This is a genomic window from Ruegeria sp. CDSC051, assembly GCF_059610665.1.
This window is the reverse complement of record NZ_JBXWOC010000002.1, coordinates 47,742-71,829: the sequence shown is the minus strand read 5'-3', so window position 1 is coordinate 71,829 and position 24,088 is coordinate 47,742. Positions and strand designations below refer to the sequence as shown.

Sequence of the window (24,088 nt, the reverse complement as noted above, 5' to 3'; positions counted from 1 at the left end):
TATTCGTACGAGCGTTTTTTTTGCTGTCATCCAAGCACGGTCATGCAGTCCGGGCCGCACCTCGTGAGGGCCGCCACATGTGTAAGCTTGTCTCACGACGAGGAATGGGTGCGTCATGCAACGGCGACTGAAGTCGCTCCTCAGTTTCAAATACCTGACAAAAAGGGGGGCACGCAAAATTCTTAAATTGGTATTTCTTGAGGCCAATTCGATTCCTTCGAATAACTCGCTGATCTATCTTATTGACGGTACCGCACCACGTCTTGAACAACGTTTTCTACTAACTGCCTCGGCAACTCCGTAAAATCAAACTGGGCAAAAACTGGTTGCAACAGTGAATGAACCATTTCTTCAGTATTCAAAGCTATGTCGCCAATTCTTCCAGAAATTTGCGAAGGAATTGTTGCCTCATGAGCCATTGCTCCACGAGGCATCATGTAGTGCAGCCGATGAAGTGTGAGCCTTCTTCCGCTCATACCATGGTATGTTACTCGCAACTGAAAGACAGCTTCCGCCGAGGCGTAAGTTAATCCGAGCCACTCAATCAATTTCAAGATTTCGGTCATTCGATATATCGGCAATTCCCAATCGAAGCCCGGGCGATATGGTCGCGGCGTCAAGTTTGAGCCGAAATCGCGGTCGTCTTCCTGCATCCCCCTGACTAGATATCCCTCGCCATGAACGGACAATCTCCAAAAGTCCGCGAGAGATGGTTCTCTTGCTGATCTTTCTTCGTCTACAAGCCAAGCTTGAATGACATCTCCCATAGGGCGTGGGCCCATCCCCTCGCGATGCAGACAAACAAAAGGTGCCCAGCCGCTGTGGCGAGGTCGGTTTTGGTCAAGGTTATTACGTAGATCCGCTATCTCTACTTCTTGAAATGGTGAAATCGAAAATCCAATTTCACAGTAGCCACATTCAAGGCGAAACGCATGTCCTGCTGGCAAGTCCGCGAGAACTTCCGTGCGAGCAACCCGTGAAGTCTCAAGCCACCGATCAAAAGCTTCTTCAGTCTCGGCAGGAGCAAACTCCTGATCAGGGTTCAAAACATTCCGAATGGCTCCAATGAGTTGATCCTGTCTAGAGTGAACCAATCTCTCTAGCAACCTTTCCCAATCATCCTGCGTTCGACATGGCTCACTGTTCCCGCCTGGGCGTCTGACATACACCGTTCCAGTCATCAATGTTCGATTGTCCGGGCTTTGCCGTGAGGCAAAAACTGGCACCCTGTTCGCAGCCGGGACTTCGATAACAGGATGCTCTATCTCACCGCCGTTTTGACTGTATAGCTCCACACTACACTGAATGGCAGGTGTACAATAGCGATGAACAATACTGGATATATTGTCTTGTGAGAAGCTTGTTGCTTCATTTGGGTCCGGCACAATCGGCTGATGGCCCTGACCTTCGTCATCGTTAAAACCGATGAACACATGCCCACCCCCGACGTTTGACAGGGCAATTATCTCCTTTGCCAACCTCGCTTGCTCATCGCGTGTTGCGAGCCCTCCGAGCCAATTCTTGACTTCGGTGAATTCCGATTCCCGGAGTTGGTTAATGAGTTGTTGAATTCTTGGATCAGGCATTGATCTTCCTCATGGAAATATTACGAGCAACAGTGCACAGAGCGCCGCAACCCGCAACTCTCTCAAGGCCTTTGTTTACAAAAAAGAAATCTTGAAGTGATTGAGTGCGGGCAAATGTAGGCTACTGAGCATTGGCGTCTTGCACCGTCCAATCAGTTGTGCGGGACCATGGTCCAAACTTTACCAATAAAGCCCATAGTGAACTTTGCGTGTTCAATGCTCTATTTCACAATGTTTCCCAGATGAGGCGAAGTTGCATGACCCCTCGGAGCATATTCCCAGCTCAAGTCGTTTACAGGCACCGTTTCTTGCAATAGCTTTTCCACGCCCGACGTCCGTTAAGGACTTTCATCTTCCTTAACCAACATTTCTTGGAAGCCGGGGTAACGTGGGGGAACCGGCCCAAGTCGGGCCTCCCGTCTGTATTGATTCAGCAGCTCTCCATTCTTGTGCAATGGTCGCGGGTCGCGTCCGCACGCCGCGATGATCCTGACTTCTCTTGCAAGCCATCGCGCTGTCTCAAGGGATATTTCACCGGGCTTACCAAGCGTGATCTTTCCTTGGCTCGAGCGACCTTTGATGCGAAACATTACAATGAATGAGCGCGCGCCTGAAGCACGAACACGCAACCCAAATCCGGGTGGCCGCTCGGACCAGATTGTATATTCGATGTCACGCGGTGCTGCTGTGGCGACTGCGTCCTCGGTCAAGTCAGGGCGAACAAGTACGGATAATTTAACGCACTCAGTCGGAACAGAGAGCGGCTCAACGAGAATATCATCAGGGTCGACGTCTTTTAGATAATCGTCGTCGCTTGCGTCGGCCTGCATTCGAGCCGTGTAAAATCCCGGCGCTAAATCTCGAAAAGCTCGCTTTGCGTAAGCGTCCGAGAAACCTTGATGACGCAATGCCCAATAAGCATCGTTTTTGACACGAGGGTCTTTGTTGTCGATTGGGCCGCGATGCTCTCTGCGGAGGCGTTGCTCATTCGTAGGATTATTGCGGGGCTTCATAACAAAACCCCGCAAAAATTGGCACGTTTAGGTAACCTGCGCTTTATGCGCTCCAAGATATTCAGCAAGCTGAGGTATGGTGGCTGTCGTGTAGACAGAAGGACCACATGCCAGATAGACAATAGCGCCGTCTGCACCGTTTGCTCGACCGCCTGCGATTTGACTGCGCCGTAGTAGTGCGCCGCCGCCGCTTTTAGCCGGAATAAGGATGAATTGATCATTGTGTTCTTCCATGACGAGAGCCTTTCTAATGGTTTGTGTCATGGTGAAAGCATGCGTAGCCTTCACCTATAATAACAAACCAGACCCTCCGTCGGTGTCAACTTTTTTGAACCTCAAGTCATTGTATTATAGATACTTTACATGCCTTCAATGACTCCAAAGGTGGACGCGCTGCCAGAAGATTTTAACAGTTTCCAAACAGCGCGCCGGGTCACTAGAGCGGGCGCAAGGCTTGGGTGGGGCCACTATCCGAGGTAGTTCTGCGCATGTTACAGCGCGACAGGACCCATTCGTCTAAATGTTCGGACAAATAGTAAACCCGACTTCCGATCTTGGCGTATTTTGGCCCGCCACCGGTACTACGGAGCTTAGCCAAATATTTTTCGCTGTAGTCGAGGTTAAAATCGACGTAGAGGTAGCATATAGCCTCCCGTGTCGAGTAGAATCTTTGTGCCATAGTGCACTCCTATATTTATGTCGAGTGCGGCCCTTGGTACCGCTACAGTATATACAGTCAGAGCTAAAAAAAACGCAGCGCCCTACGGTAACAAATTGTTACAAGTAAATATTATCTAATATTTTCAATACGTTGCAATGACGGCGGTCACATCAGTCAAATGGCATGTTGTCTGACATCTGGTTAAGTGCACGCCTTAGCGGATCTTCAGTTAGGTGCGCATATCGAGCAGTTGTCTCGGGTGACTTGTGCCCCAGAAGCTTGCCAATAACCTGCAGGCTTACACCTTGAGCCGCTGCGACAGAAGCAAATGTATGCCTCAAATCGTGAATACGCACGTCAGCCATTCCAGCGTACTCGGAAATTCGTTTCCAAGGCCGTTTGAGGTCGGCGCGGGGTTTTTGCGGGTTGTCTCCCGCGACAACGTAGGTTCCAACACGCGGCAACCTCCTAAGGACATCAATTGCAGCGTTGGACAAATAGACAGTTTTTCGGCCTGTCTTACTATCCGGGAGGTTTAGGAGCCCTCGCTCAAGGTCTACTTCAGACCACCGCAAATGCAGAATTTCTCGAAGGCGGCACCCTGTCAGCAATAGCAGACGGATTGCACCTGTTACATGAGGCGAAACCTTCTCACGTAAGTTTTCTTCCTTGGGGCGATGCTTGCTTTTGGCACCGCTGCGGAGTGTCCAAGGTAGACCTGTACTTTCAGCCACATCCAAAGCTTTCGCTAGACGTTCTAGCTCTGCATGGCTAAGGAACCGCTCTTTCGAGCCATCTTTGAAAACTTTTACACCTGCACACGGATTAACCTCAACAAGGCCGTGGTTAACGGCGTATGTGAAAATACCACCCAAAAGCCTAACCGTTCGAGTTGCTGTCCCTTTTCCACCTGTGATAATCGAACGGCCTTTTTCGGTTCGAACATCACGCGCTGTCTTGCCGACGGCAACATCGTGAAGCAACTGCTCTACATCTCGCCTCGACAAGACGCTGATTTTCTTATTCCCAATTAATGGGCGGATGTGACCGTTAATTCTCCCGACATCGGTCTTAATGGTGCTGGCTTTTTTGGTGGTCATACCGTGCTTGATGTAGTCATCGCAAAGTTCGTTTACGGTCATTTCAGTGAGGGTCTGCCGCTCTTCGGCTATCAGATCGTTTCCGAGATGAGCCGACGCCAAATAGGATTCAGCAGCCTTGCGGGCCTCGTCGATTGTGACTGTACCGAATACGCCGAGTGATTTCCTTCGGGTTGGGACTTCTCTTCCCCCAGCACGATATTGGACGACGAATACTTTACGTCCTGTGGGCCATACGCGAATGCCAAAACCCGCGAGCTTGCCACACCACACAAAGAATTCTTTTTCTTGCGGTTGGAGCTTTTCAACTACAGTTTTGGTCAGTCGATCTCGAGCCATTTCGCCACAGTAATCACATAGGAAGCACGCGAAGAGTAAACAAAAGTAATATTGAGTCTCCACAGCAATCTTTAAGATCACTATAAAACCGTATTTTTTAAGAAAAATCAAATCCCTTGGTCGTGAGATGTATAGCCTAGAAAGCCGAGGATTTGCTATACCGCAGCCTTCGGGAGGCAGGGGTCGGAGGTTCGAATCCTCTCACTCCGACCAATAAAGCAAAGTTTCAACTGCAGAGATTTTTTGCTGTTTGACCAATTAACCTACTTTTTCGCACAAATTGGTTTGAGGATTCACTGCATGAATCCTGGGTGAAAGCTGTGTGGTATGAGCAGCTTTACCCCCACGAAGTCAAAATGACGAACTGGTTGGCCTACAATGAAGCGTTGAAACGGCTCGGCGCAAGGAATGAGGCCCTGCGAGCCTCTAGAAACCTCTGTCGCGCCATCAGGAAAAGTTCAGACAACGATCATCGCCGGAGGCGCGTCGGGGCAAGATAAATTGTATCAAATTGCAAGGCCGGTCGGAGCCCTTTTGCAGTTGGGACTTTTGAGCGGACATACGCAACGCCCAAGCTGATCGATGAAGTTCTTTTCGAACCTTTACAGAAGTTTCGCCGGTCTATGTGTCGTCCCTCGTGCGGTGAGCCCAAAACAGCAAAAAAGTATGCCAAGTTTTGCTGGCTAACAAATGGCTGTAATGCGGGGCGAAGGTTGGTCCTCAACTTGTCTAAACGCCCCGCGGTGACACTATGGAGCTGGGGAATCCATGCCGCCTTGGTTTTCTGTGGGCACATGGTCGATAAATTGGGCATCCGAATTGATGTTTATTGTATTGTTGGCGGCAACGCCGTCGCTGCTTCCGATCCAGTGGGATGTTCCAACATTCTGCGTCGTTTCAAGCGGCGAGAGGTTTGCTATGAGGTTAACAATCTTCCCGGTAACAGTCGTAGAATCCTGGGATGTTCCCACATTTTGGGCCGCCTCCAACGGGGAAAGGTTTGTTATTCGGTTAACAATTTTGCCGGTAACGGTTGGGAATTCCGTTGTTTCAGGCGTGGCGTTCCGAGACATCCCAGTCTGAGTGATATGGGCGCTATGATGGGCGCCGGTACCCGAGTGTTGGCCCGGCTCTGCCATGGCCGTTCCGGTGGACAGGGCAATCACCAGGGTTGGTGCAACAATGAGCTTTTTGATGATGTTAATACGTTCCATTTTTGATCTCCCTGAGTTGCCGATACATTTCAAACCTAGGAACGCGACAGCTTTGGGTATTGTGAGAAGAGCTCAGTTTTTTGGCATTTTCTTTCAAGTTGCCAAGCCGCGGATAGGTCGACCAACGTAGCTGCATAGAGCTACGCCTATTCGTCGGACCACCCGGCAGGAGATTAAGCTAAGGAAGAGTGGGCTTTGGTTGCCCTGTGTTGGGTCGCTACTGCCTACCTTGTGGCAGCACTTAAACGATTTCTTGGCATGGCTTTTGGACCCTGCGTATTGTTACCTAAAACACAAAACGCCCTGATTAGCAGGGCACTTCAGTCTCGGGCGGCATATGAGCATGAAAGAGGACAAGGTGAGTTCTGACGGCCAATCTTGGAATGTTCCAGGTTTTGGTGTGCATCACTTAGCCAGGCTTCTGGAAAACCGTGGTTCAGATATTGTTGCGCTTCTGAGATCGACCAACTTACCCGTTGATTGTCACAAAACTCCGCCGGATTTTGTTGATGTTCGCAATGAGCTCCGCCTCTTGGAGCTTGCAGTGCAAGAGACCCGAGACCCCTTGTTTGCGATCACTGCGGGAAAAACCTTCAACCCCAGAAAGACTACACTCCTCAGCTATGTCGTTTTGAACTCTCCGACCGTTGGCGAGGCAATCGAGAAGGCAGTGAACTATGCTCGCTTGGCTCGGGGCTTTGCCAAACTGTCCTTCTATGAAGAAGAACGTGGCATGTTTCTGGAGATAGATTCCATCGCTGAACTGATGCGTTCTGATGGAGCTCACAATGAGTTTCGAATGTCTGCTTTTTTGACCAGCCTTCAAATTGCGGCTGAGACGCCCTTGCCAGTCCTTGAACTACGCTTTCCGCATGAATTGACCGAAGAAAAGCGGACCCAAATCTCCAGTGCATTGTCAGTCAATATCAAGCAGAAACAAAGAGTTCCCGGTATCTTGTTCGATAAAGCAGTGATGGATATCCCGATCAAAGATACGGACCCCGCATTACTTCTGCACCTTGAAAAACATGTGCAAACGTTGATGAACGATTTACCGCCAGTAATAGGTGAAACAAGTTCTTTGGTGCAGAGCGAGATAACGTCGCGACTGTCTTTTAGCGCTCCAACACAAGATGATATCGCGAAGACACTGGGGATGAGCATCAGCACACTTGGGCGCAAACTTGCCAAGGAAGGCACAACTTACAAACAACTGCTAAAGGACATCCGTGCAAGGCTGGCAGAGCAGTATCTTGATGACCCCAAGTTAAGTCTGTCTGAGATTGCTTTTGCACTTGGTTATTCTGATCAAGCGGCGTTTAGCAATGCCTACAAGACTTGGACGGGCCAATCTCCGGGCAGTGCTCGAACCGCTTAGGTCGACCTCAGGATGTGCAAATCGGTTAACATTGCAGGCTGGGGCAAGAAAGCGGAAGCTCATCGTCTCAAACGCAGTCCAAAGCATCCGCTGTTAAAGTTCATCCCCATGCATCAGTGCATGAATCACAAGGGTCGGAACTCGATAGTTCTGAGTTCAAATGGAAGCCAGGGCCAGACGCTTTGGAAGTTTGGTGGTCGTAGCCATCCAACGGGTGCGCCATGGACATTCCAGCACTCAGAACAATGGCGAACGCGGTGACGGAGGAAATCAGTGCCTTTTTCATTTCTTGGTCCCTTTCGGTTGAGCGTGTTTGAAACGCTGTGTGCGCATTCAAATTGGCGATCTGTCGGTCAGATTTATTGCGATGACACATCAAGATTTTGAGAAAAAACATCAACTTTACGCCCGTGGGCGTCGTCATTCCAGCGCCCGCGCACGCCCCTGAGACTCTTTCGCCGAAGGTGAGATAGGCCCCAAGATCAGGTCCGTAATTAACTGTGGTCGATGAACAAGAACCGGTTTCTCTGTATCGCGGGCTTCTGGAAAACAGCCTGTAACCGCAAGCCTTGTTTCTTGGTGGCTCTGCCAAATCTGTCGCTCTGTCTGGCGGAATAGTCGTATTTAGCTTTCGCAATTTTTGATTATTGCTGATCATCAGGGTGAATTTGATGTATTCTTGCTGAATGTGCTGGGAATTGACCAGGAGGACGACCCAAACAAAGCGCTTATACAAAATTAGAAGCGACTAGGGAGGAATTTGATGATGTACTATAGGCTAAAGGCGGTCAGGGGCTGTCGGATAATGATAGCTGCGCTGTTTTCTACTCTCTCTTTGAGTAATGCGATGGCGCAAAGTAACTCTGAGAGCGAAACCACAATCCCAGAGCCCGGGCCGTCCATCACCTTCACATCCTGGACCGGCCCTTACATGCGAAGTCAGATGCTTGGGTTTGTGCGCCCTTATGAGCAAGCCAAAAACGCCGATGTGCATGTTGCACATTACAATGGTGGCATCTCGGAAATCCGCGATCAGGTCGAAAGCGCAAATGTGATTTGGGATGTGGTCGACCTTACGCAAGCAGATTCACTTCGCGCCTGCGAAGAGGGCTTGCTGGAGAACATATCTGACATAGAACTGCCTGATGGCGTCGATGGCACACCATTTCGAGAGGATTTTGTCGAAGGTGCCCTGAATGATTGTGGCGTAGGAGTCATCGTATGGGGCACCGCATATGCGTATAACAATTCTCAATTCGCAGAAGCGCCTCCATCAACCATTTCGGATTTCTTCGACACAGAAACCTATCCTGGGCCACGTGCCATCCGAAATGATCCGACAGTGATCATGGAATGGGCCCTTATGGCCGACGGCGTAGCCCGCGATGATGTGTATCCAACGCTCGAAACCGAAGAAGGTGTTGAGCGCGCGCTGAAAAAGATGGACGACATAAAAACCGGCCTGCAAATCTGGGAAACCGGGCGTGAACCCGTACGCCTGTTGAACTCTGGCGACATTGCTATGTCATCGATCTGGGCCACAACCGGTGCAACGGCCGCCCAGGAAGATGGTTCCGATTTTACGGTCAACATGGACGGCCGTGTGATTGAGCTGGATCTGTTCGGCATTCCAAAAGGAAGCCAGAATAAAGAAGAGGCCATTGATTTTATTCGCTTTGCAAGCAGCTCAAATTCGCTGGCCGATATGGTCGGGCACCTGCCAAATGGTCCAACCCGAAAATCTTCGATGACACTCCTGTCAGATGACGTTTTGGAGCGCATCCCGAACGGTCCGGCGTATGAAGACAATCTTTACATTCTGTCGGACGCCGAGTGGTGGGCCACCAACCACCGGCGCCTGGAAGAAGCGTTCCAGTCCTGGCTCGCAACCTCCGCCCGTCAGGGTGCTGCGGGTTCAACACGGTAAGCCGAAACAACAGGTCTAAGAGGTGCAAAATGAGTGATCAATCAACACAGAAACCTGACAATCTTGTAGCAAAGAGCGGCTTGTTCAAAGGTATGAATCCGACGATGGGTATCGCTTCGATGGTGATGATATTGGGGTTTGTGTTCTTCACGATCCGTGATGTTGAAGCTTCAAGTGCGATCTTTGCGACAGGTAAAAACTTCATCATCGGTAGCCTGGACTGGTTCTATGTACTGGTCGTTAACGCGGCACTGTTTTTTGTAATATGGCTTATGATCAGCCGGTTCGGACACGTGAAGCTGGGCAAGGATGATGACGAGCCTGATTTTTCAACGTTTTCATGGATTTGCATGCTGTTTAGTGCCGGCTTGGGATCTGGTCTGATCTATTGGGGCGTTGCAGAGCCGATGTTCCATATCCAGGGCAGCCCATTCCTTGAACGGGCGGGAATTGAACCAGGTTCGGTTGACGCCGCGGTTTCTGCAGTAACGATCACGAATTTCCACTGGGGTTTCCACGGTTGGGCTCTTTATGTGCTGGTTGGCCTCTGCCTTGCATATTTCTCGTACCGCCATGGGCTTCCTCTGACTTTGCGCACCGCTCTTTATCCTGTGCTGAAGGAACGGATCTATGGTCCCTGGGGTCATCTCGTCGATCTGATTGGCGTATTTGGTACAATCTTTGGCCTCGCAACCTCATTGGGGTTGGGCGTCACACCAATCGCCGCCGGTCTTGAGGATCTTGGCTGGATGGCAAACACCCAGACAAATCAGTTGATCCTCGTCGCAATCATCACCTGTCTTGGCACGGCTTCTGCTGCATCGGGTGTTGGCAAAGGCGTGCGTATCTTGTCTGAAGCCAACGTTATGGCAAGTATTGGCCTGCTGCTCCTGTTCATCATTCTGGGACCCACGGCATTCCTGTTGGGCATAACCATATCCGGATTTGGAGATTACCTCTGGACGGTGATACCCATGGGTTTCTGGATCAACGGTGAGCCCGAAAACCAATGGCAGAGCTGGTGGACGATCTTTTACTGGGGCTGGTGGATCGCATGGTGCCCGTTTGTTGGACTGTTCATTGCGCGGGTATCAAAGGGGCGGACGATCAAGCAATTCTGCTATTGCGTTCTTCTTATTCCAACCTCAGTCGTGATGCTCTGGATGGGTGTCTTTGGTGGCGCAGCAGCCGGGGTTGATCTGTTCTACGACGCAGGTGTCGTCGAGGCGGTCAACAATGACTACGCCGCTGGCGTATTCCAAACGGTCAAAGGATTTGGCTACACATGGTTGGTGTACCCGATCACAGTGTTGATTACGGTTCTGCTGATTTCGTGGTTTGTCACGTCTTCTGACTCGGGGACACTGGTGATGTGCACAATGCTGTCGATGGGTGACGAGCATCCGCCAATCAAGTTCCGTGTGTTTTGGGGTATTACCGCAGGCGTTGTTGCCGGTGTCCTAATGCTGGCCGGTGGGTTGAGCGCGCTACAGACAGCGTCCATCGTCGCAGGGCTACCAATCGCTGTGATCTTGTTATTCATGATCTATGGTATTGTCTCGTCGCTTCACGCTGAGCATCCAGTGCCCGATGTTGAGGATAAGTACGAAATGGAGTTCCTCAACAGATAGGCAGCCATTGTGGTTCAATTTGTCGAGAGGCAGTTACATCTGCCTCTCGACAATTACAGACATGGGTTTCGACCTGTCCGCGAAGCTTTCCTCGTTCTGATGTGAAGTTTGCTAAACTTTCTGGTATCAAACGAATACGAAAGAACCTCTGCCTAATGGTTTCCACCAGCATCTCTGCTACCCGCGTGGTACAGCTACTGGATAGGCTTGTCGGCTCTCCATGGTGAGCCTCTCACACAATCTCGACCCGTGAACCAAAGGTACATTGTGGGGGATAGTCCGATCCTGGTCGTGATGGAGCGGTTTCTTTCGCCCATGCCTTCCATTGTCCCTTAAAGGTAATGCCCAAAGCCAAAAAACCAGGTTCGGAATGGAATGCAGGCTAAGTCTTCCGCCGTTTCGGGACAGAATCGCCACCTTTTGTAGATTTGGCCGCTGCGACTCGCGCTCGGTTCTTCTTGCTGCTTGACTTACCTTTGGGTGGAGGTGGACCCTTTGATGCTGTTCGGGCAGATTTGATATCGCCGCCTTTGGCTTCAGATTTACCGCCCTTACGTGCCTTTGGCTTTGCACCAACCGGTTTGAACAAGGCATCTGCCTCGTCTTTCGAAGCACGCTGGCGTTCTACTTTGGCTGATTTGACGGCCCTTGTGGAACGTTCTGCAGGGCTGGAAGGTGCCCGGCCCTCGGGTTCAGGCTTGCGACGTCCATAGGTTGCAGTGCCGCTCCGTTCGGTCGGAGTCGTATCTCGTTTGCTCGTAATCGGTTTGCCTTTTTGCTTTCCGATGGGCTTGGTCCGGCCAGTTGCAGCAAAGTCCGGTGCCGTGTCCAGACGCACGAGATCCTTGACCTTTTCGATCTTCATCTCGGGCCCAACGGCTGTCAGAAACCCTTCGACGCTGGGCTCACGGATCTCGAAATAGGTCACATCATCGGCAATCCGGATGGCCCCAATGTCATCCTTCGTCAGATTGCCTGACTTGCAGATCATCGGCAGCATATAACGCGGCGACGCATTTTGATTGCGCCCCTCGGACAGCGAAAACCAGACGCTGGGGCCAAAGGCCGCGCGCGGTTTCTGGCTTTGCTGATCGACCGTCGACAACTCTTCTGGCGCGGAATGACGCAGCTTGTACTGCCGCAGGTAAGCTGCTGCAATCTGCTCAGGGGTAAAGCTTTCTACCATTTTCTGAACTGCTGCGCGTTCACTTTCCGTGATCTCTGCTTGCCAGTCATCCGATGCGAACATCCTCACCTGATCGCGTTCGGTCACCTCTTCGGCTGACGGGGCTGTCCCCCAATCGGCGGTCAGCTTGGCGAATTTCAGAATACGTTCCGCCTTTTTCCGCGACGCGGGTGCAACCACTAGTGCGCTAACGCCCTTGCGCCCGGCCCGGCCTGTTCGACCCGAGCGGTGCAGCAGTGTTTCATGGCTGTTTGGCAGTTCCGCATGGACCACCAAATCAAGGTTAGGCAAATCAATACCGCGGGCGGCAACATCCGTTGCCACACAGACCCTGGCACGCCCATCGCGCATGGCTTGCAAGGCGTTCGAGCGTTCGCTCTGGGTCAATTCTCCGGATAGGGCGACGACCGAAAAGCCCCGGTTTGACAGGCGCGCGGTCAGACGTGACACCATCGCGCGGGTATTGCAGAACACGATGGCGTTCGGCGCCTCATAATAGCGCAACACATTGATAATTGCATTCTCGCCGTCGCGCGGGCCGACCAACATAGCACGATAATCGATATCGGCGTGCTGCGTCTTTTCGCTGACGGTGCTCACACGTTCTGCATCGCGCTGATACCGTGTCGCCAGATTGGCAATCGCACGTGGGACAGTGGCAGAAAACAGCAAAGTTTGACGGTCTGATGGTGTTTCATCCAGAATGAATTCCAGATCCTCTCGGAACCCGAGATCCAACATCTCGTCGGCCTCATCAAGAACCACGGCGCGAATGGCCGTCAGGTCGATCGAGCCCCGCATGATATGATCCCGCAGCCGTCCCGGAGTGGCAACAACAATATGCGCGCCACGCGCCAACGCGCGACGTTCATCCCGAATATCCATGCCTCCGACGCAGGACGCCAGAAACGCGCCCGCATCGGCGAACAACCAGCTCAGTTCACGCTTTACCTGCAGCGCCAGTTCCCTTGTTGGTGCTACAACAAGTGCCAGCGGTGCGCCCGAGGTTTCGAAAGTCTCAGCGTCACCCAAAAGTCGCGGCGCAATCGCCAGGCCGAATCCGATGGTTTTACCCGATCCGGTTTGGGCCGAAACCAGCATATCCTTCCCTTCCAGTTCGGGCCGGGTTACAGCCTGCTGAACTTGGGTTAAGGTGTCATAGCCCTTGCGAGCCAGCGCATTTGCAATGGTTTGTTTCACAGCGGTGGTTCTTTTCATCGGTCAGGAGATGGGATTGTGCGGTATTGCAATCAATGCATCATCCATGGGTAAAGACAGCCCCTTAACGAGTGTCTTGACTATTGTATAGCCACGAACCGGGACAGATGCGCTGAAAATCCCGTATCCTGTCCGTACTGCTCCCTTTCAGTAGCGGCTTGAGACCCTCGCTGCATTCGGTTCAATTTGTTGAGACGCGGCAGAAGCGCAGGCTTGGGATAGTCAAAACAGGCGTTTTTCTGTAGAGCTTTCAACCGTCTGTAAACCCGCTGTCCCTGTCGGGCTGGCGGTCAACGTGACTACTCCTTCGGGAAATCTACTACAAGCAGTCGGATTCGATGGCTTCTACGACCACGTTATCTTCGAATTTAGGGCATGACGTTGAGCCAATGGCGCGGTCCCTCTTGCGTCTATGCAGACGCCAGCCGTTTCATTGCGCTCATGAGAGGCATAGCCCGCACACCTCCCTGCCCCTGCACTTCCTTGTCGTTGGCATAGACAAGGATGCGCTCTGAGGCGTCCAATTCTTCTGTCGCGATGTGAAACCCACGCGTGACCTTCGCTGATGTCGTCCGCTTGATCTCTATGGCCCAGAGGCCGCCGCGGGGAAGTTTCAACATCAAATCCACCTCAGCCCCTGCTGAAGAGCGATAGAAGCTTGCTTCTGTTCCGCGCGGTGCCGCGGCGATCAGGTTTTCGATGCAGAACCCTTCCCAACTGCCGCCGACAACCGGATGCCCAAGCAGGTCTTCCGGTGTTTCGATCCCAAGAAGCGCATGGGCCAACCCGGAATCGCGAATATAAACCTTGGGAGATTTGACCAAACGTTTTCCGGCATTGGAATGCCATGGCTGCAAACGGCGCACCAGCATCAGGTCGACCAGCAAATCAAGATAGCGGGCAACGCTCTGGCCCGATACGCCAAGGTTTCCCGCGAGTTTCGCCGCATTGAGTAACCCGCCTTGCTCATGGGCAAGCATTGTCCAGAACCGGCGCAATGTTTCCGCCGGGATGCGCAACCCAAAAGCCGGAACATCGCGTTCCAGATAGGTGCGGATGAAATCCTCGCGCCATGCCAGGCTGGTTTTGTCGTTCTTGGCAAGGAAGCTATCTGGAAACCCACCCCGCAACCACAGCGCAGAGATCGAGTCCGCTCCGGTTTCCGACAAAATGAAAGGCGTCAGCTCGTGATAGCTGACCCGGCCAGCCAAAGATTCTGCGCTTTGGTGCAGAAGCGTGTTCGAGGCCGACCCCAGCAGCAGGAATTGCCCAGTCCGATACCCTTGTCTTCGTCGTCGGTCAATCTGACCGCGTAATGCCTTAAACAGGCCGGGCATAAGCTGAACTTCATCGATCACCACCAGGCGCCCAACCTGCTCGTCGAGATAGAGGTCTGGCTCTTCGAGCACCTGGCGATCAGCAGATCTCTCCATATCAAGATAGACAGCGTCACGGCTTTCAGCGATATCCTGCGCGAGGGTTGTCTTCCCAACTTGCCGCGGCCCAAGCAGGACTACACCCGCCTGGTTCTCGAGAGAGTCTTCAACTGACTTCCTATCACCGCGCTTGATCATACCTTGCATTTATTCCATTTGATGGAAGATTTACAAGGTTAAAATTCCAAATTACTGTCCAGTGAAACCCTATCGTCTCGGCCCTTCACCCCAGAACCATGACACGCAAGTCTGGACCTTAGGTCGAGCATAATCGTGGAAAGCTGCGTCCCATTTGATCAAGAGAAAATAGAACCTGAGTACGTTCTTCTTTCTTAACTATTAAATTCGAAGAGTCCTCTTTGCATCCCTCAATTTCATTTCCATTGCCCTGAAGGGCGAAGCCAACTAGGTACTTGCCGCGCACAAACCCCTAAGAATCTGCGAAAAATCAAATCGCAGAAAGGACCAGGATCATGACCATACCGGCAATCAAAAACGCTGACACAGGCACGCTGGCTGGCTCGGGAATGCATATTCTGGTCGATCATTACGGCAGCCTATACCTAACCGACGTAATGCGCATCGAAGAGGCACTGACCCGCGCGGCGCGGGAGGCTGGCGCAACGATACTGTCGGGCAAGTTCCACAAATTTGGCGGGCATGGCGGTGTGACCGGAGTGTTGTTGCTGGCAGAATCCCATATCTCGATCCACACTTGGCCGGAAAATGATTATGCCGCCATCGACATCTTCATGTGTGGCACAACGCAACCGGACAAAGCGGTCGCATATCTTGAGAAGCACCTGCGCCCTGCCCGAGTTGAAATTACGCGCGTCAACCGCGGTTTACCGGAACCAGTAGTCCCAACCGTCTAAGTAATATCCCATCAATGCGTGCGATTGCAGTGTATTAGGTTCGGCATCGACCCGGTCGGTATCACCGCCAAAAATCTGTGCCGCGCGCCAAACACCATCGTCGAGATAGCTCAACCCATCCGGCAGTTCGATTCTACGGTCGGTCAATGGTTCAAATGTAGCCAGAACAAACCCCCATTCGCCGAAGCTCGGCACGTAGCTGTGATAGGGAACCGCCTGCAGTCCCCGTCCGGGCCTTTGCGGATTGCGGCTGCTCTCGATCGTTTCGGCCACCGACCAAAAGGCCTGCCGAGCAAAGAACGGTGATCCGGCCTGGGTGACAAAGACCCCCTGCCCGCTTAGCCGTTCGGCCAGCAAGCCGTAGAATTGCTTGGTGTATAACCGGGACAAGGCGATGGATTTGGGGTCTGGCAGATCAATGATCACCACGTCGTAAATCTGGGTTTCCCGCTCCAGAAATCTCCAGGCGTCTTCGTTGACAACCGTCACGCGCGGGTCGCTGAGAGCATTGTCGTTCAGCTTGGACAGATCTGGATGGTCGCGAAACAACTGCGTCACACGCGGATCAAGATCCACCAGCGTCACGGACTGCACCTCGGGATAGCGCAGCACCTCGCGCGCGGCCATGCCGTCTCCACCCCCCAGGATCAGAATGTCACGCGCGCGCGGCGCAAGGGCCATGGCTGGATGCACCAGTGGCTCGTGATAGCGGTGTTCGTCAAGGGAATCGAACTGGATCGAATGATCCAGAAACAGGCGCACCCGGTCGCGGTACCGGGTGACGGTGATCTGCTGATAGGACGTGGCCTCGGACAGGATGACATCATCTTCGAACAGTTCGGCCTCGGCGACCGAGACCAGCCGTTCGGACTGCCACAGTGCGCCCAGCGTTGCCACAAAGGCCACCGCCCAGACTGCCACCTGGACCCGCGTAGCCCATTCCCGAAACACCAGCAGAGACAGGCCAGCCACGGCAAGGTTTAGACCGCCAAAAGCCAGACTCGCCGACATCAGCCCCAGATACGGGATCACCAATAGTGGAAACGCCAATGAGGCGACCAGCGCTCCGATGTAGTCGACGCTCAGCACGTTCTCAAATCGGAACTTCAGCGCCCCGATCTGTTCAAGCACACGGGCAATTAATGGGATCTCCATCCCGGACAGGATGCCAATGGCAATCAAAGCGCCGTAAAGCGGCAAGGCCACCTGCCCCAACCACGCATAATTCAGAAACAGCACCGGCGCCAAAAAACCGCCAACGATGCCCAGAAGGATCTGCGCCCAGACAAAACCGGAAAACGCATCCGAGACAAAGCGCGACAGCCAAGCACCTACTCCCATCGCCGACAGAAAGATGCCAATTACCAGTGAAAACTGGCGGACGGAATCCCCCAGCAGATAACTGGACAAGGTGGCGGCAATCAGCTCGTAGATCAGCCCGGCGACGGCCACCAGAAAAGTGGCCAGTAGCAACCACGCGGCGCGCGCCTCAACCGCGCGGGGCTGGGTCATGACAGGATGACGGCCGCGATGATGATGGACACCGCCACAAATAGCAGCCCGATCAGGATCGCCAACGCGATGTTCTGATCCTTTTCGATCTCGTGCACAACCGAGAACGGCGTCATCCAGTCGATCACCTTCCACACGACCCACATCAGCGTCACGCCCAGAAGGGTGTAGAAGATTGTGCTGATGATTTCTGCAATCTGAATTGCTGCTATATAATCCATTGATACCTCACTATTTTATCCGATTTGACCGATAGTACCCGCCGCCACCGCTGCCGACCCGAACCGAGGTGTCCAAGTCACGGCTTTCGGCCCAATACCCATGCCACGAGACATAACCCGTGGCAGCCACGGCCAGGGTCGAAATGACGATGAAAATGATCCTGAAAGCTGTCACTTTAATCCTCATCTACCCAATCAGTTCCCGACCACCGGGCGCGTTGATGAATCCATTTGCGCCCGAACTGGAACAGGAACAGCGCTCCGAAAACCCCGGCCAGCGCAAATGCCCAAAGACCACTGGACAGTCCGGTTTTGACACTGACTTGCAGCTGGCTGAACGGCTGCCCCGGTACATGGCCTACGCCCGACCCGGTCCAAAGCCCCTGCTCAGGCACGTCTAATACAAGTGTGTAATCGCCTGTACGATCTGGTCGAAACGTCAGGCTCGCAAATTTGCTGCCTTCGCTCCACGATCCTTCCGAGTCGCGCCCGGTGTAATATTCGATCGTTCGGCCCGCCTCGAATACTGGCTCTCCTTCGGGATCAAGCAGCTCGATGTCCAGATAGATCCAACTGTTTTTGACATTGCCCGAGAAGGAAACGCGCGTCAGTTGGCTGTCGGCTTCAAGCGGTATCGCAATCTCGGCCGGGAAGTCGCCACGTTTTAGCACCTGACGCTCTATCGCCCTCTCTCCTGATCGTTGAGAGAAGGAAACCGCCATCACAAGACAAAGGATCATAAACACGAATGATACGACCAGCAAAAATCTATAGTTTGGGCCCTCGATGAAAGGTTGCAGCGGATGCACCCGATGTAGGTTCAGGTTCAATGAAACCCCAAAAGCTGCTTCGGCCTGCTGTTTCGAAACATAGAACGAGCGATAGGTCTCACGCTCGGACCCGGTGGTCGAAAACCCCAGCATCGCCGTATCAGACATCGCCGAAATCGTGGTTGTCTTTTCCCCCAGTGACGGCGGCCAGGTGAATTCACCCTCAACATAGGTGACCGCGCTTGTGGTGGTCTCGTAATACACAAAGCGCCCATCCTCGGTCGTCACAGAGGGAGGGGATTCCGCTGTCTCAACCCACCGCTCCGACATCCAGGCCGATCCGCGATAGCGTCTGGAAAACACCAGATGCCCCGCCTCAAGCGTCAGCCAGGCATAGCCGTGAGTTGGCGAATAGAGCTGATGGTCTATCCATTGGTAGACCCGTCCGCCCCAGCGCTCGGCATGTTCGATCAGACCAATTATGGTGAACTCGGCACCATACAACGACCCGCTCATCCCAATCGAAAGCGGGGTTTCCGGGCGTTTCTGATCCTTGAACTGACGCAATGTCCGGTAGTTGTTCTGTGCATCCAGTTCGGCCCCGCAATAGGAACAGATCTGCACAATCACCCGGCCACCGCCCAGCACATCCAGACCGGCGCCGCAGCAGGTGCAGTTGATCGAAAGAAGACTTGGATCCCGGGTCATGACTGCCGCTGAACCTTCACATCAAATGCGTCATACCACCGACCGTAAAACCAGATCGCATGACCGGGCCAGAATTCGCCGGACAACAAAGCCTCGTCCCCGGCGGAAGCGTTCACGAATTCATGGCTTTCCCCGACCTTTAGCACCTCATCGAACTGTCCGCGCAGGGCTATACATTCGGCATGTTCAACTTCGGTAACCGTGAATGTGGCCGCGTCGAAATCCAGCGTTTCGCCCAGCTTGAACGGAGGCATGAATTTCGGCCTGTCCTTTTCGGTCAAGCGTTTCTGCCGAACGACATCTCCCTCATCGAGCGATATCCAGCAGGTGCGGCCATCACCATCGACACCGCAGAACTCATCCCAGAACCCCCGCCCGTAGGAATAGCGCGCATGACCAAGAATCAATGTCGACGTTCGACCCAGTTGCACTTGATCGCCTATCCCGAACAAAAGCGGTGCATCGTGCATCTCACCCTGCTGGCCCGCCGATTGAACCTGGACATCATTGATCATCAACGTCGTACCGCAGGACGCACAGGTGGCAACCTTTATCCCTTTCAGCGCAATCGGGGTTTGCGCACCGCAGTTTGGACAGTTCAAAGTCTTCATGCTTTCAAGTCGCGCAAAGAAAATGAAAGTTCAAGCCGTTATTGGTTCTGGAGAATACACGTCCGGTGCCGCCTCGCCCTTGTTGCCAGAATTCAAACAGAACCACTTAGGTGGAACTGAACACGCTGGCGGTTCTGTTAGAGGTGCCGTCAGCCCCAGCAATCATCTGAGTTAGTCGTGAAATAGGATTTCAGCTGCGTCTTTGCTTATGGTTGTGCCCTTCCTGCCCGCAACGATATCCGCCAGATCGGCCAGTGCGCCGATGGCTGCGGATTTGCCGGTAAGCCGCGCAAACTGGGCGGCGGCCTCGACCTTTGGGCCCATCGAACCGGCGGCGAAATTGAACTTGGCCATGGCATCTGGTGAGGCGGCTTTTATGCCACGCTGAGTATCGGTACCCCAGTCCAGATAGGCACAATCAGCATCCGTTGCCGAAATGAACAGATCGGCCCCAACCTCTCGGGCCAGCAGCTCTGAGGCCAGATCCTTGTCGATCACCGCTTCTATCCCCTCCAGATAACCCGGAGAAGTATAGGCCGTGGGAATGCCACCGCCACCGGCACAGATCACCACGGTTTGCCGTTCCAGCAGCCATTTAATCGGCCTGATTTGAAAAATCCGTTTCGGCAGCGGAGAGGCAACAACCCGTCGCCATTTGTCACCATCCGCACGAATTTGCCAGCCCTTGTCGGTGGCCAATCGTTCAGCCTCGGGTTTGTCATATACCGGACCGATGAATTTTGTGGGGTCGTCAAAGGCGGGATCCTTGGCATCGACCTCAATCATGGTCAGCAGCGTGGCCAGAGGCGTCTCGGGCGGCAGACGGTTGCCCAGCTCTTGCTCGATCATGTACCCGATCATGCCCTCGGTTTCCGCCCCAAGCACGTCCAGCGGATAGGCCTCATCCGGTTTATAGGCGTTGCCCTGTAGGGCCAGTAATCCCACCTGAGGGCCATTCCCGTGGGTCACAATCAACTCGTTCCCCTCGGCAATGGTGGCCAGCGCCTGAGCGGCGATGGCCGTGTTTTCACGCTGGTTCTCGGCGGTCAGGGCCTGACCGCGCCGCAGCAGCGCATTGCCCCCAAGGGCGACGACGATCCGCATAGCTCAGGCCCCCAATGTGGCGACCAGAACCGCCTTGATCGTGTGCATCCGGTTTTCAGCCTGTTCAAACTGAATACCGGCGGGGCTTTCGAATACCTCTTCGGTGACCTCCATTTCGGTGATGCCGAATTTCTCGTGGATGTCTTCGCCCACTTTAGTCTCGGTATTGTGGAAGGCGGGCAGGCAATGCATGAATTTGACGTTTGGATTGTTTGCCGCTGCCATTAACGCGCTGTTGACCTGATAGGGGGTCAGCTGCTTGATCCGGCTGTCCCAGACCTCGGGTGCTTCGCCCATCGAGACCCAGACATCGGTGTGGATGAAATCCACGCCATCCACGGCGGCCGCAGGATCATCGGTGATGGTCAGCGTCGCGCCGTAACGCGCGGCGGCTTCTTCCGCCGGACCGCGGAATTCGTCGGACGGCCACAGATCACGTGGGGCGGCGATGCGGACGTCCATCCCCATCATGCAGCCCGCGATCATCAGCGAATGGCCCATATTGGACCGCCCGTCGCCCACATAGGCGTATTTGATGTCATGCAGGGGCTTTTCTCCATATTCCTGCATGGTCAGCAGATCGGCCAGCATCTGGGTCGGGTGGAACTCATCGGTCAGCCCGTTATAGACCGGCACGCCCGCATTGGCGGCCAGTGTTTCCGCCAGTTCCTGCCCAAAACCGCGATATTCAATGCCGTCGAACATGCGGCCCAGCACGCGGGCAGTGTCCTTCATGCTTTCCTTATGCCCGATCTGTGACCCCGAGGGCCCAAGATAGGTGACACCGGCACCCTGATCCATCGCGGCCACTTCAAAGGCGCACATGGTCCGGGTCGAGGATTTTTCGAAGATCAGGCAAATATTCTTGCCTTTTAGATGCTGGATTTCAGACCCCGCATATTTTGCGCGCTTCAGATCGCGCGACAGGTCCAGCAGATAACGCAGCTCACGCTGGTCAAAATCGAGCAGTTTCAGAAAGCTGCGGCCCTTGATGTTAAATGCCATTGGTCTATCTCCTTTTTCAGTAATCCGGTTCAATAATCCACGGGGTCACGCCAGATCGGGCAGGTCATGCAATGCCCGCCGCCGCGTCCGCGCCCCAGTTCCGAGCCCGAGATCGTGATCACTTCGACCCCCGCTTTCCGCAGCAGCGTGTTGGTATAGGTGTTGCGGTCATAGGCAACGACCACGCCGGGCTCTAACGCCACCACGTTGTTGCCGTCGTCCCATTGCTCGCGTTCCTGATTGAATGCGTCTCCGCCTGTCTGAACGATGTTCAGAGATTTGATCCCCAGGCATTCGGCGGCCACATCGAACAGATGTTTGTCATCGCGCCGGAAGTCGATCGTGTCCTCTTTGTTTCCGGGGCGCAGGCTGATGCACTGGATGTCGTTACAGACATCAACATAGGCAGTCGCGGTCTCACGGTCGCAATGGCTGAACACTGTATCCAGATGCATAGCCGCGCGGCTGCGGGGCATTTGACAAGCCACGACCCGTTCCGCCGCGCCTTTGGCGAACAGAGCGCGGGCGACCTGACCCACGGCCTGCGGGCTGGTCCGTTCACCCATGCCGATCAGCACGCTGCCATTGCCCCAGGGCATGACATCGCCGCCTTCGACCGTGGCAGCACCGTGATCCTTGTCGGGGTCGCCCCACCAGATCTCAAAATCCGCGTCGCGGAACTCGGGGTGGAACTTGTAGATCGCGGTCACCAACAGGGTTTCGGGGCGCCGCGCCGGCCAGTACATCGGGTTGACCGTAACGCCGCCATAGATCCAGCAACTGTTGTCACGAGTGAACTGCGTATTTGGAATCGGTGGAATCACAAAGCCCAATGGCCCCAGATAGCTGCCGAACATACCTGAGGGTTTGAACGGCATATCTTCGACCGCGATGCCGCCGATCAGATATCTGGCCAGATCCTTGGCCGCCATCTCATCCAACCAGCCGCGCAGCTCATTCAGCATACCGACGCCCACCTGATTTTCGGTAATGCGGCGGTCCAGAACCCAATTACGGGCTCCCTTGTCCTTCAGCGTTTCTGCAAGCAGCGTCTGGAATTCTAAAACCTGAACCCCGCGATCCTCCATCTTCATGCGGAAATCGGCATGGTCAGAGCGGGCTTTGTGCACCCAAAGGACATCGTCATAAAGCAACTCTGCCGCATTGCCGGGGGTCAGGCGGGAATGGGCCAGACCCGGTTCGCAGACCATCACCTTTCGAAGTTTCCCAATCTCGGAATGTGCGCCAAATCCAGTCATGATATCTCCTTTGATGTAATCGCGCCGGACTGCCAACGCAGCCAGACATGGATGGGCAACCCAGCCAACAGCAACAGGACGCCCCAGAAAACGACGTCTTTTCCAGCGCCGAAAATCGCCCAGAATGAATAGACAAAACCGAGACCCGCCAGCACAAAGGCCTGCGGTGGCAGGCGGGTGCGTTCTTTGCGTTTTGCGCGGATCATAATCTCGGCACCTGCGCACAGCAGGTAGGGAACCAGCGTGGATAGGGTGGCCAACAGAATGATGAATTCAAACTGTTCAGCCAGGGATCGGGTATAGTTCATAGCGATCAGAGCGCTGGCTAGCAGGCTTGAGGAGATCAGGCCAAATGCCGGCGTACCGGTCCGTGACACCCGGGCAAAACCGGCCGGGAACAACCCGTCGCGGGCAGCGCCCAGTGGCACTTGCCCGGTAAGCAGCACAAATCCGTTGAGCGTGCCGAAGGTCGAAACGCAGGCCCCGACCGCGATGAATACCGCACCGCCAAACCCCCACATCACATGCGCAACATCCGCCAGCGGTGCGTTGCTTCCGGACAGCGTGCCGGATGGCACTACCCCAAGCGCCACATAGGTCGTGGCGATATAGACCAATGCGGCAACACAGGTTCCGACAATCGTCGCAAGAGGGATCGTTTTGGTAGGGTTCCTGACATCGTCCGCCGGAACCGTTGCGGATTCGAGCCCCACAAAGGCCCAAAGCGTCAGCGCCGCGCAGGCCGAGATAGCCGAAATGTTCGACATTCCACTAAGGTTGGCCGGCCGGAAGTTGGCCGGTTGGACATGGGACAGTCCCAGCATGATCAGCACCAGCAGCGGGGCCAGTTTCATCACCGTGGTCACCACCTGCACAATCCCGGCCTGCCGCACGCCGCGCAGATTGACCCAGGTGAGCAGCCAGATCGCTCCCAGAGAAACCGCCAACCCCGCCAGCGCAGTTTCCCCGATGGCGGGTACCATAAAGCTGAGATAGCCAGCAAAGGCGACGGCAACGGCGGCATTCCCAGACCACAGCGCGATCCAATAGCCCCAAGCAATCAGGAAGCCCGCGAAATCACCAAAGCCCTCGCGCGCATAAGCGTATGGCCCACCGGTATTTGAAGACAATCGCGCCAGTCGCCCGAAGATTAACGCCAGAACAATCGCGCCTCCTGCGGTCAGAACCCATCCCGCCATCGAGATTGGCCCGAACGCGGCCAGAGAAGACGGCAGCAGGAAAATACCGGACCCGATCATATTGCCCACCACCAGCGCGGTGCACATCCAGAACCCAAGGGTTCCTTTGGGTTTAGATCGGGTGTCGGTGGGCAT

20 protein-coding genes are annotated in these 24,088 nt (G+C 54.1%); 4 read left to right on the top strand and 16 right to left on the bottom strand.

Features of this window, described 5'->3' with window-relative positions; all coding sequences use genetic code 11:
* Positions 1-239: 239 nt before the first annotated feature.
* The 5 genes from AC2FH0_RS05955 to AC2FH0_RS05935 all read right to left on the bottom strand — a co-directional run bounded on the left by AC2FH0_RS05955 (position 240) and on the right by AC2FH0_RS05935 (position 5,913).
* Positions 240-1,586, bottom strand: a complete 1,347-nt coding sequence (locus AC2FH0_RS05955) for an AlbA family DNA-binding domain-containing protein (protein ID WP_496788821.1) — start codon at positions 1,584-1,586, stop codon at positions 240-242.
* A gap of 338 nt (positions 1,587-1,924) precedes the next feature.
* Positions 1,925-2,599: an Arm DNA-binding domain-containing protein gene (locus AC2FH0_RS05950; RefSeq protein WP_496788819.1), complete on the bottom strand. Its 675-nt coding sequence runs from the start codon at positions 2,597-2,599 to the stop codon at positions 1,925-1,927.
* Between the two features lie 27 nt (positions 2,600-2,626).
* A complete protein-coding gene (locus tag AC2FH0_RS05945) occupies positions 2,627-2,863 on the bottom strand; it encodes a hypothetical protein (RefSeq protein ID WP_496788818.1) in 237 nt (78 codons plus the stop codon).
* Positions 2,864-3,430: 567 nt separating this feature from the next.
* Positions 3,431-4,810 carry a tyrosine-type recombinase/integrase gene (locus AC2FH0_RS05940; protein WP_496788816.1) on the bottom strand — a complete coding sequence of 460 codons (1,380 nt, stop codon included), beginning with the start codon at positions 4,808-4,810 and terminating at the stop codon, positions 3,431-3,433.
* Positions 4,811-5,448: 638 nt separating this feature from the next.
* On the bottom strand, positions 5,449-5,913 hold the full coding sequence (locus AC2FH0_RS05935) for a hypothetical protein (RefSeq protein ID WP_496701821.1): 465 nt from the start codon (positions 5,911-5,913) through the stop codon (positions 5,449-5,451).
* Positions 5,914-6,256: 343 nt separating this feature from the next.
* On the opposite strand from AC2FH0_RS05935, the gene AC2FH0_RS05930 reads away from it, so the two are divergent.
* The 3 genes from AC2FH0_RS05930 (at position 6,257) to AC2FH0_RS05920 (ending at position 10,849) form a co-directional block, all read left to right on the top strand.
* Complete coding sequence (locus AC2FH0_RS05930; RefSeq protein WP_496788815.1) at positions 6,257-7,291, top strand: AraC family transcriptional regulator ligand-binding domain-containing protein; 1,035 nt, start codon at positions 6,257-6,259, stop codon at positions 7,289-7,291.
* A gap of 847 nt (positions 7,292-8,138) precedes the next feature.
* The gene (locus AC2FH0_RS05925) at positions 8,139-9,218 is read left to right on the top strand and encodes an extracellular solute-binding protein (protein WP_496788813.1); all 1,080 of its coding nucleotides are present in this window, start codon (positions 8,139-8,141) and stop codon (positions 9,216-9,218) included.
* 29 nt (positions 9,219-9,247) lie between these two features.
* Positions 9,248-10,849, top strand: coding sequence for a BCCT family transporter (locus AC2FH0_RS05920; protein WP_496691575.1), 1,602 nt, complete (start codon positions 9,248-9,250; stop codon positions 10,847-10,849).
* A 382-nt stretch (positions 10,850-11,231) separates the two neighbouring features.
* Here AC2FH0_RS05920 and AC2FH0_RS05915 read toward each other — a convergent pair whose 3' ends face one another.
* Both AC2FH0_RS05915 and AC2FH0_RS05910 read right to left on the bottom strand, forming a co-directional pair.
* Positions 11,232-13,253, bottom strand: a complete 2,022-nt coding sequence (locus AC2FH0_RS05915; protein ID WP_496788812.1) for a DEAD/DEAH box helicase — start codon at positions 13,251-13,253, stop codon at positions 11,232-11,234.
* 410 nt (positions 13,254-13,663) lie between these two features.
* Positions 13,664-14,827, bottom strand: coding sequence for an ATP-binding protein (locus AC2FH0_RS05910; RefSeq protein ID WP_281972899.1), 1,164 nt, complete (start codon positions 14,825-14,827; stop codon positions 13,664-13,666).
* Between the two features lie 335 nt (positions 14,828-15,162).
* Between AC2FH0_RS05910 and speD the strand changes: the two genes are divergently transcribed.
* Positions 15,163-15,564, top strand: coding sequence for an adenosylmethionine decarboxylase (gene speD, locus AC2FH0_RS05905; protein WP_281995110.1), 402 nt, complete (start codon positions 15,163-15,165; stop codon positions 15,562-15,564).
* Here speD and AC2FH0_RS05900 read toward each other — a convergent pair.
* The 9 genes from AC2FH0_RS05900 to AC2FH0_RS05860 all read right to left on the bottom strand — a co-directional run bounded on the left by AC2FH0_RS05900 (position 15,535) and on the right by AC2FH0_RS05860 (position 24,088).
* Positions 15,535-17,076, bottom strand: a complete 1,542-nt coding sequence (locus tag AC2FH0_RS05900) for a polyamine aminopropyltransferase (protein ID WP_496788811.1) — start codon at positions 17,074-17,076, stop codon at positions 15,535-15,537. The genes speD and AC2FH0_RS05900 overlap by 30 nt on opposite strands.
* Positions 17,073-17,297 carry a DUF350 domain-containing protein gene (locus tag AC2FH0_RS05895; protein WP_142636390.1) on the bottom strand — a complete coding sequence of 75 codons (225 nt, stop codon included), beginning with the start codon at positions 17,295-17,297 and terminating at the stop codon, positions 17,073-17,075. The genes AC2FH0_RS05900 and AC2FH0_RS05895 overlap by 4 nt, the downstream gene beginning before the upstream one ends.
* A gap of 10 nt (positions 17,298-17,307) precedes the next feature.
* A complete protein-coding gene (locus AC2FH0_RS05890) occupies positions 17,308-17,472 on the bottom strand; it encodes a hypothetical protein (RefSeq protein WP_496689284.1) in 165 nt (54 codons plus the stop codon).
* Position 17,473: 1 nt separating this feature from the next.
* On the bottom strand, positions 17,474-18,775 hold the full coding sequence (locus AC2FH0_RS05885; RefSeq protein WP_496788810.1) for a DUF4178 domain-containing protein: 1,302 nt from the start codon (positions 18,773-18,775) through the stop codon (positions 17,474-17,476).
* The gene (locus tag AC2FH0_RS05880) at positions 18,772-19,386 is read right to left on the bottom strand and encodes a DUF4178 domain-containing protein (protein WP_496788808.1); all 615 of its coding nucleotides are present in this window, start codon (positions 19,384-19,386) and stop codon (positions 18,772-18,774) included. The genes AC2FH0_RS05885 and AC2FH0_RS05880 overlap by 4 nt, the downstream gene beginning before the upstream one ends.
* Before the next feature lie 171 nt (positions 19,387-19,557).
* On the bottom strand, positions 19,558-20,490 hold the full coding sequence (gene arcC, locus AC2FH0_RS05875; protein ID WP_496788807.1) for a carbamate kinase: 933 nt from the start codon (positions 20,488-20,490) through the stop codon (positions 19,558-19,560).
* A gap of 3 nt (positions 20,491-20,493) precedes the next feature.
* Positions 20,494-21,495 carry an ornithine carbamoyltransferase gene (argF, locus tag AC2FH0_RS05870; protein ID WP_142636395.1) on the bottom strand — a complete coding sequence of 334 codons (1,002 nt, stop codon included), beginning with the start codon at positions 21,493-21,495 and terminating at the stop codon, positions 20,494-20,496.
* A 29-nt stretch (positions 21,496-21,524) separates the two neighbouring features.
* The gene (locus AC2FH0_RS05865; protein WP_142636397.1) at positions 21,525-22,754 is read right to left on the bottom strand and encodes an arginine deiminase; all 1,230 of its coding nucleotides are present in this window, start codon (positions 22,752-22,754) and stop codon (positions 21,525-21,527) included.
* On the bottom strand, positions 22,751-24,088 hold the full coding sequence (locus AC2FH0_RS05860) for an amino acid permease (protein ID WP_496691567.1): 1,338 nt from the start codon (positions 24,086-24,088) through the stop codon (positions 22,751-22,753). The genes AC2FH0_RS05865 and AC2FH0_RS05860 overlap by 4 nt, the downstream gene beginning before the upstream one ends.

Coding starts and splice junctions, on each gene's coding strand:
- AC2FH0_RS05955 (WP_496788821.1), bottom strand. CDS start 1,586: ATGCCTGATCCAAGAATTCAACAACTCATTAACCAACTCCGGGAATCG.
- AC2FH0_RS05950 (WP_496788819.1), bottom strand. CDS start 2,599: ATGAAGCCCCGCAATAATCCTACGAATGAGCAACGCCTCCGCAGAGAG.
- AC2FH0_RS05945 (WP_496788818.1), bottom strand. CDS start 2,863: ATGACACAAACCATTAGAAAGGCTCTCGTCATGGAAGAACACAATGAT.
- AC2FH0_RS05935 (WP_496701821.1), bottom strand. CDS start 5,913: ATGGAACGTATTAACATCATCAAAAAGCTCATTGTTGCACCAACCCTG.
- AC2FH0_RS05930 (WP_496788815.1), top strand. CDS start 6,257: ATGAAAGAGGACAAGGTGAGTTCTGACGGCCAATCTTGGAATGTTCCA.
- AC2FH0_RS05925 (WP_496788813.1), top strand. CDS start 8,139: ATGGCGCAAAGTAACTCTGAGAGCGAAACCACAATCCCAGAGCCCGGG.
- AC2FH0_RS05920 (WP_496691575.1), top strand. CDS start 9,248: ATGAGTGATCAATCAACACAGAAACCTGACAATCTTGTAGCAAAGAGC.
- AC2FH0_RS05915 (WP_496788812.1), bottom strand. CDS start 13,253: ATGAAAAGAACCACCGCTGTGAAACAAACCATTGCAAATGCGCTGGCT.
- AC2FH0_RS05910 (WP_281972899.1), bottom strand. CDS start 14,827: ATGATCAAGCGCGGTGATAGGAAGTCAGTTGAAGACTCTCTCGAGAAC.
- speD (WP_281995110.1), top strand. CDS start 15,163: ATGACCATACCGGCAATCAAAAACGCTGACACAGGCACGCTGGCTGGC.
- AC2FH0_RS05900 (WP_496788811.1), bottom strand. CDS start 17,076: ATGACCCAGCCCCGCGCGGTTGAGGCGCGCGCCGCGTGGTTGCTACTG.
- AC2FH0_RS05895 (WP_142636390.1), bottom strand. CDS start 17,297: ATGGATTATATAGCAGCAATTCAGATTGCAGAAATCATCAGCACAATC.
- AC2FH0_RS05885 (WP_496788810.1), bottom strand. CDS start 18,775: ATGACCCGGGATCCAAGTCTTCTTTCGATCAACTGCACCTGCTGCGGC.
- AC2FH0_RS05880 (WP_496788808.1), bottom strand. CDS start 19,386: ATGAAGACTTTGAACTGTCCAAACTGCGGTGCGCAAACCCCGATTGCG.
- arcC (WP_496788807.1), bottom strand. CDS start 20,490: ATGCGGATCGTCGTCGCCCTTGGGGGCAATGCGCTGCTGCGGCGCGGT.
- argF (WP_142636395.1), bottom strand. CDS start 21,495: ATGGCATTTAACATCAAGGGCCGCAGCTTTCTGAAACTGCTCGATTTT.
- AC2FH0_RS05865 (WP_142636397.1), bottom strand. CDS start 22,754: ATGACTGGATTTGGCGCACATTCCGAGATTGGGAAACTTCGAAAGGTG.
- AC2FH0_RS05860 (WP_496691567.1), bottom strand. CDS start 24,088: ATGCCCACCGACACCCGATCTAAACCCAAAGGAACCCTTGGGTTCTGG.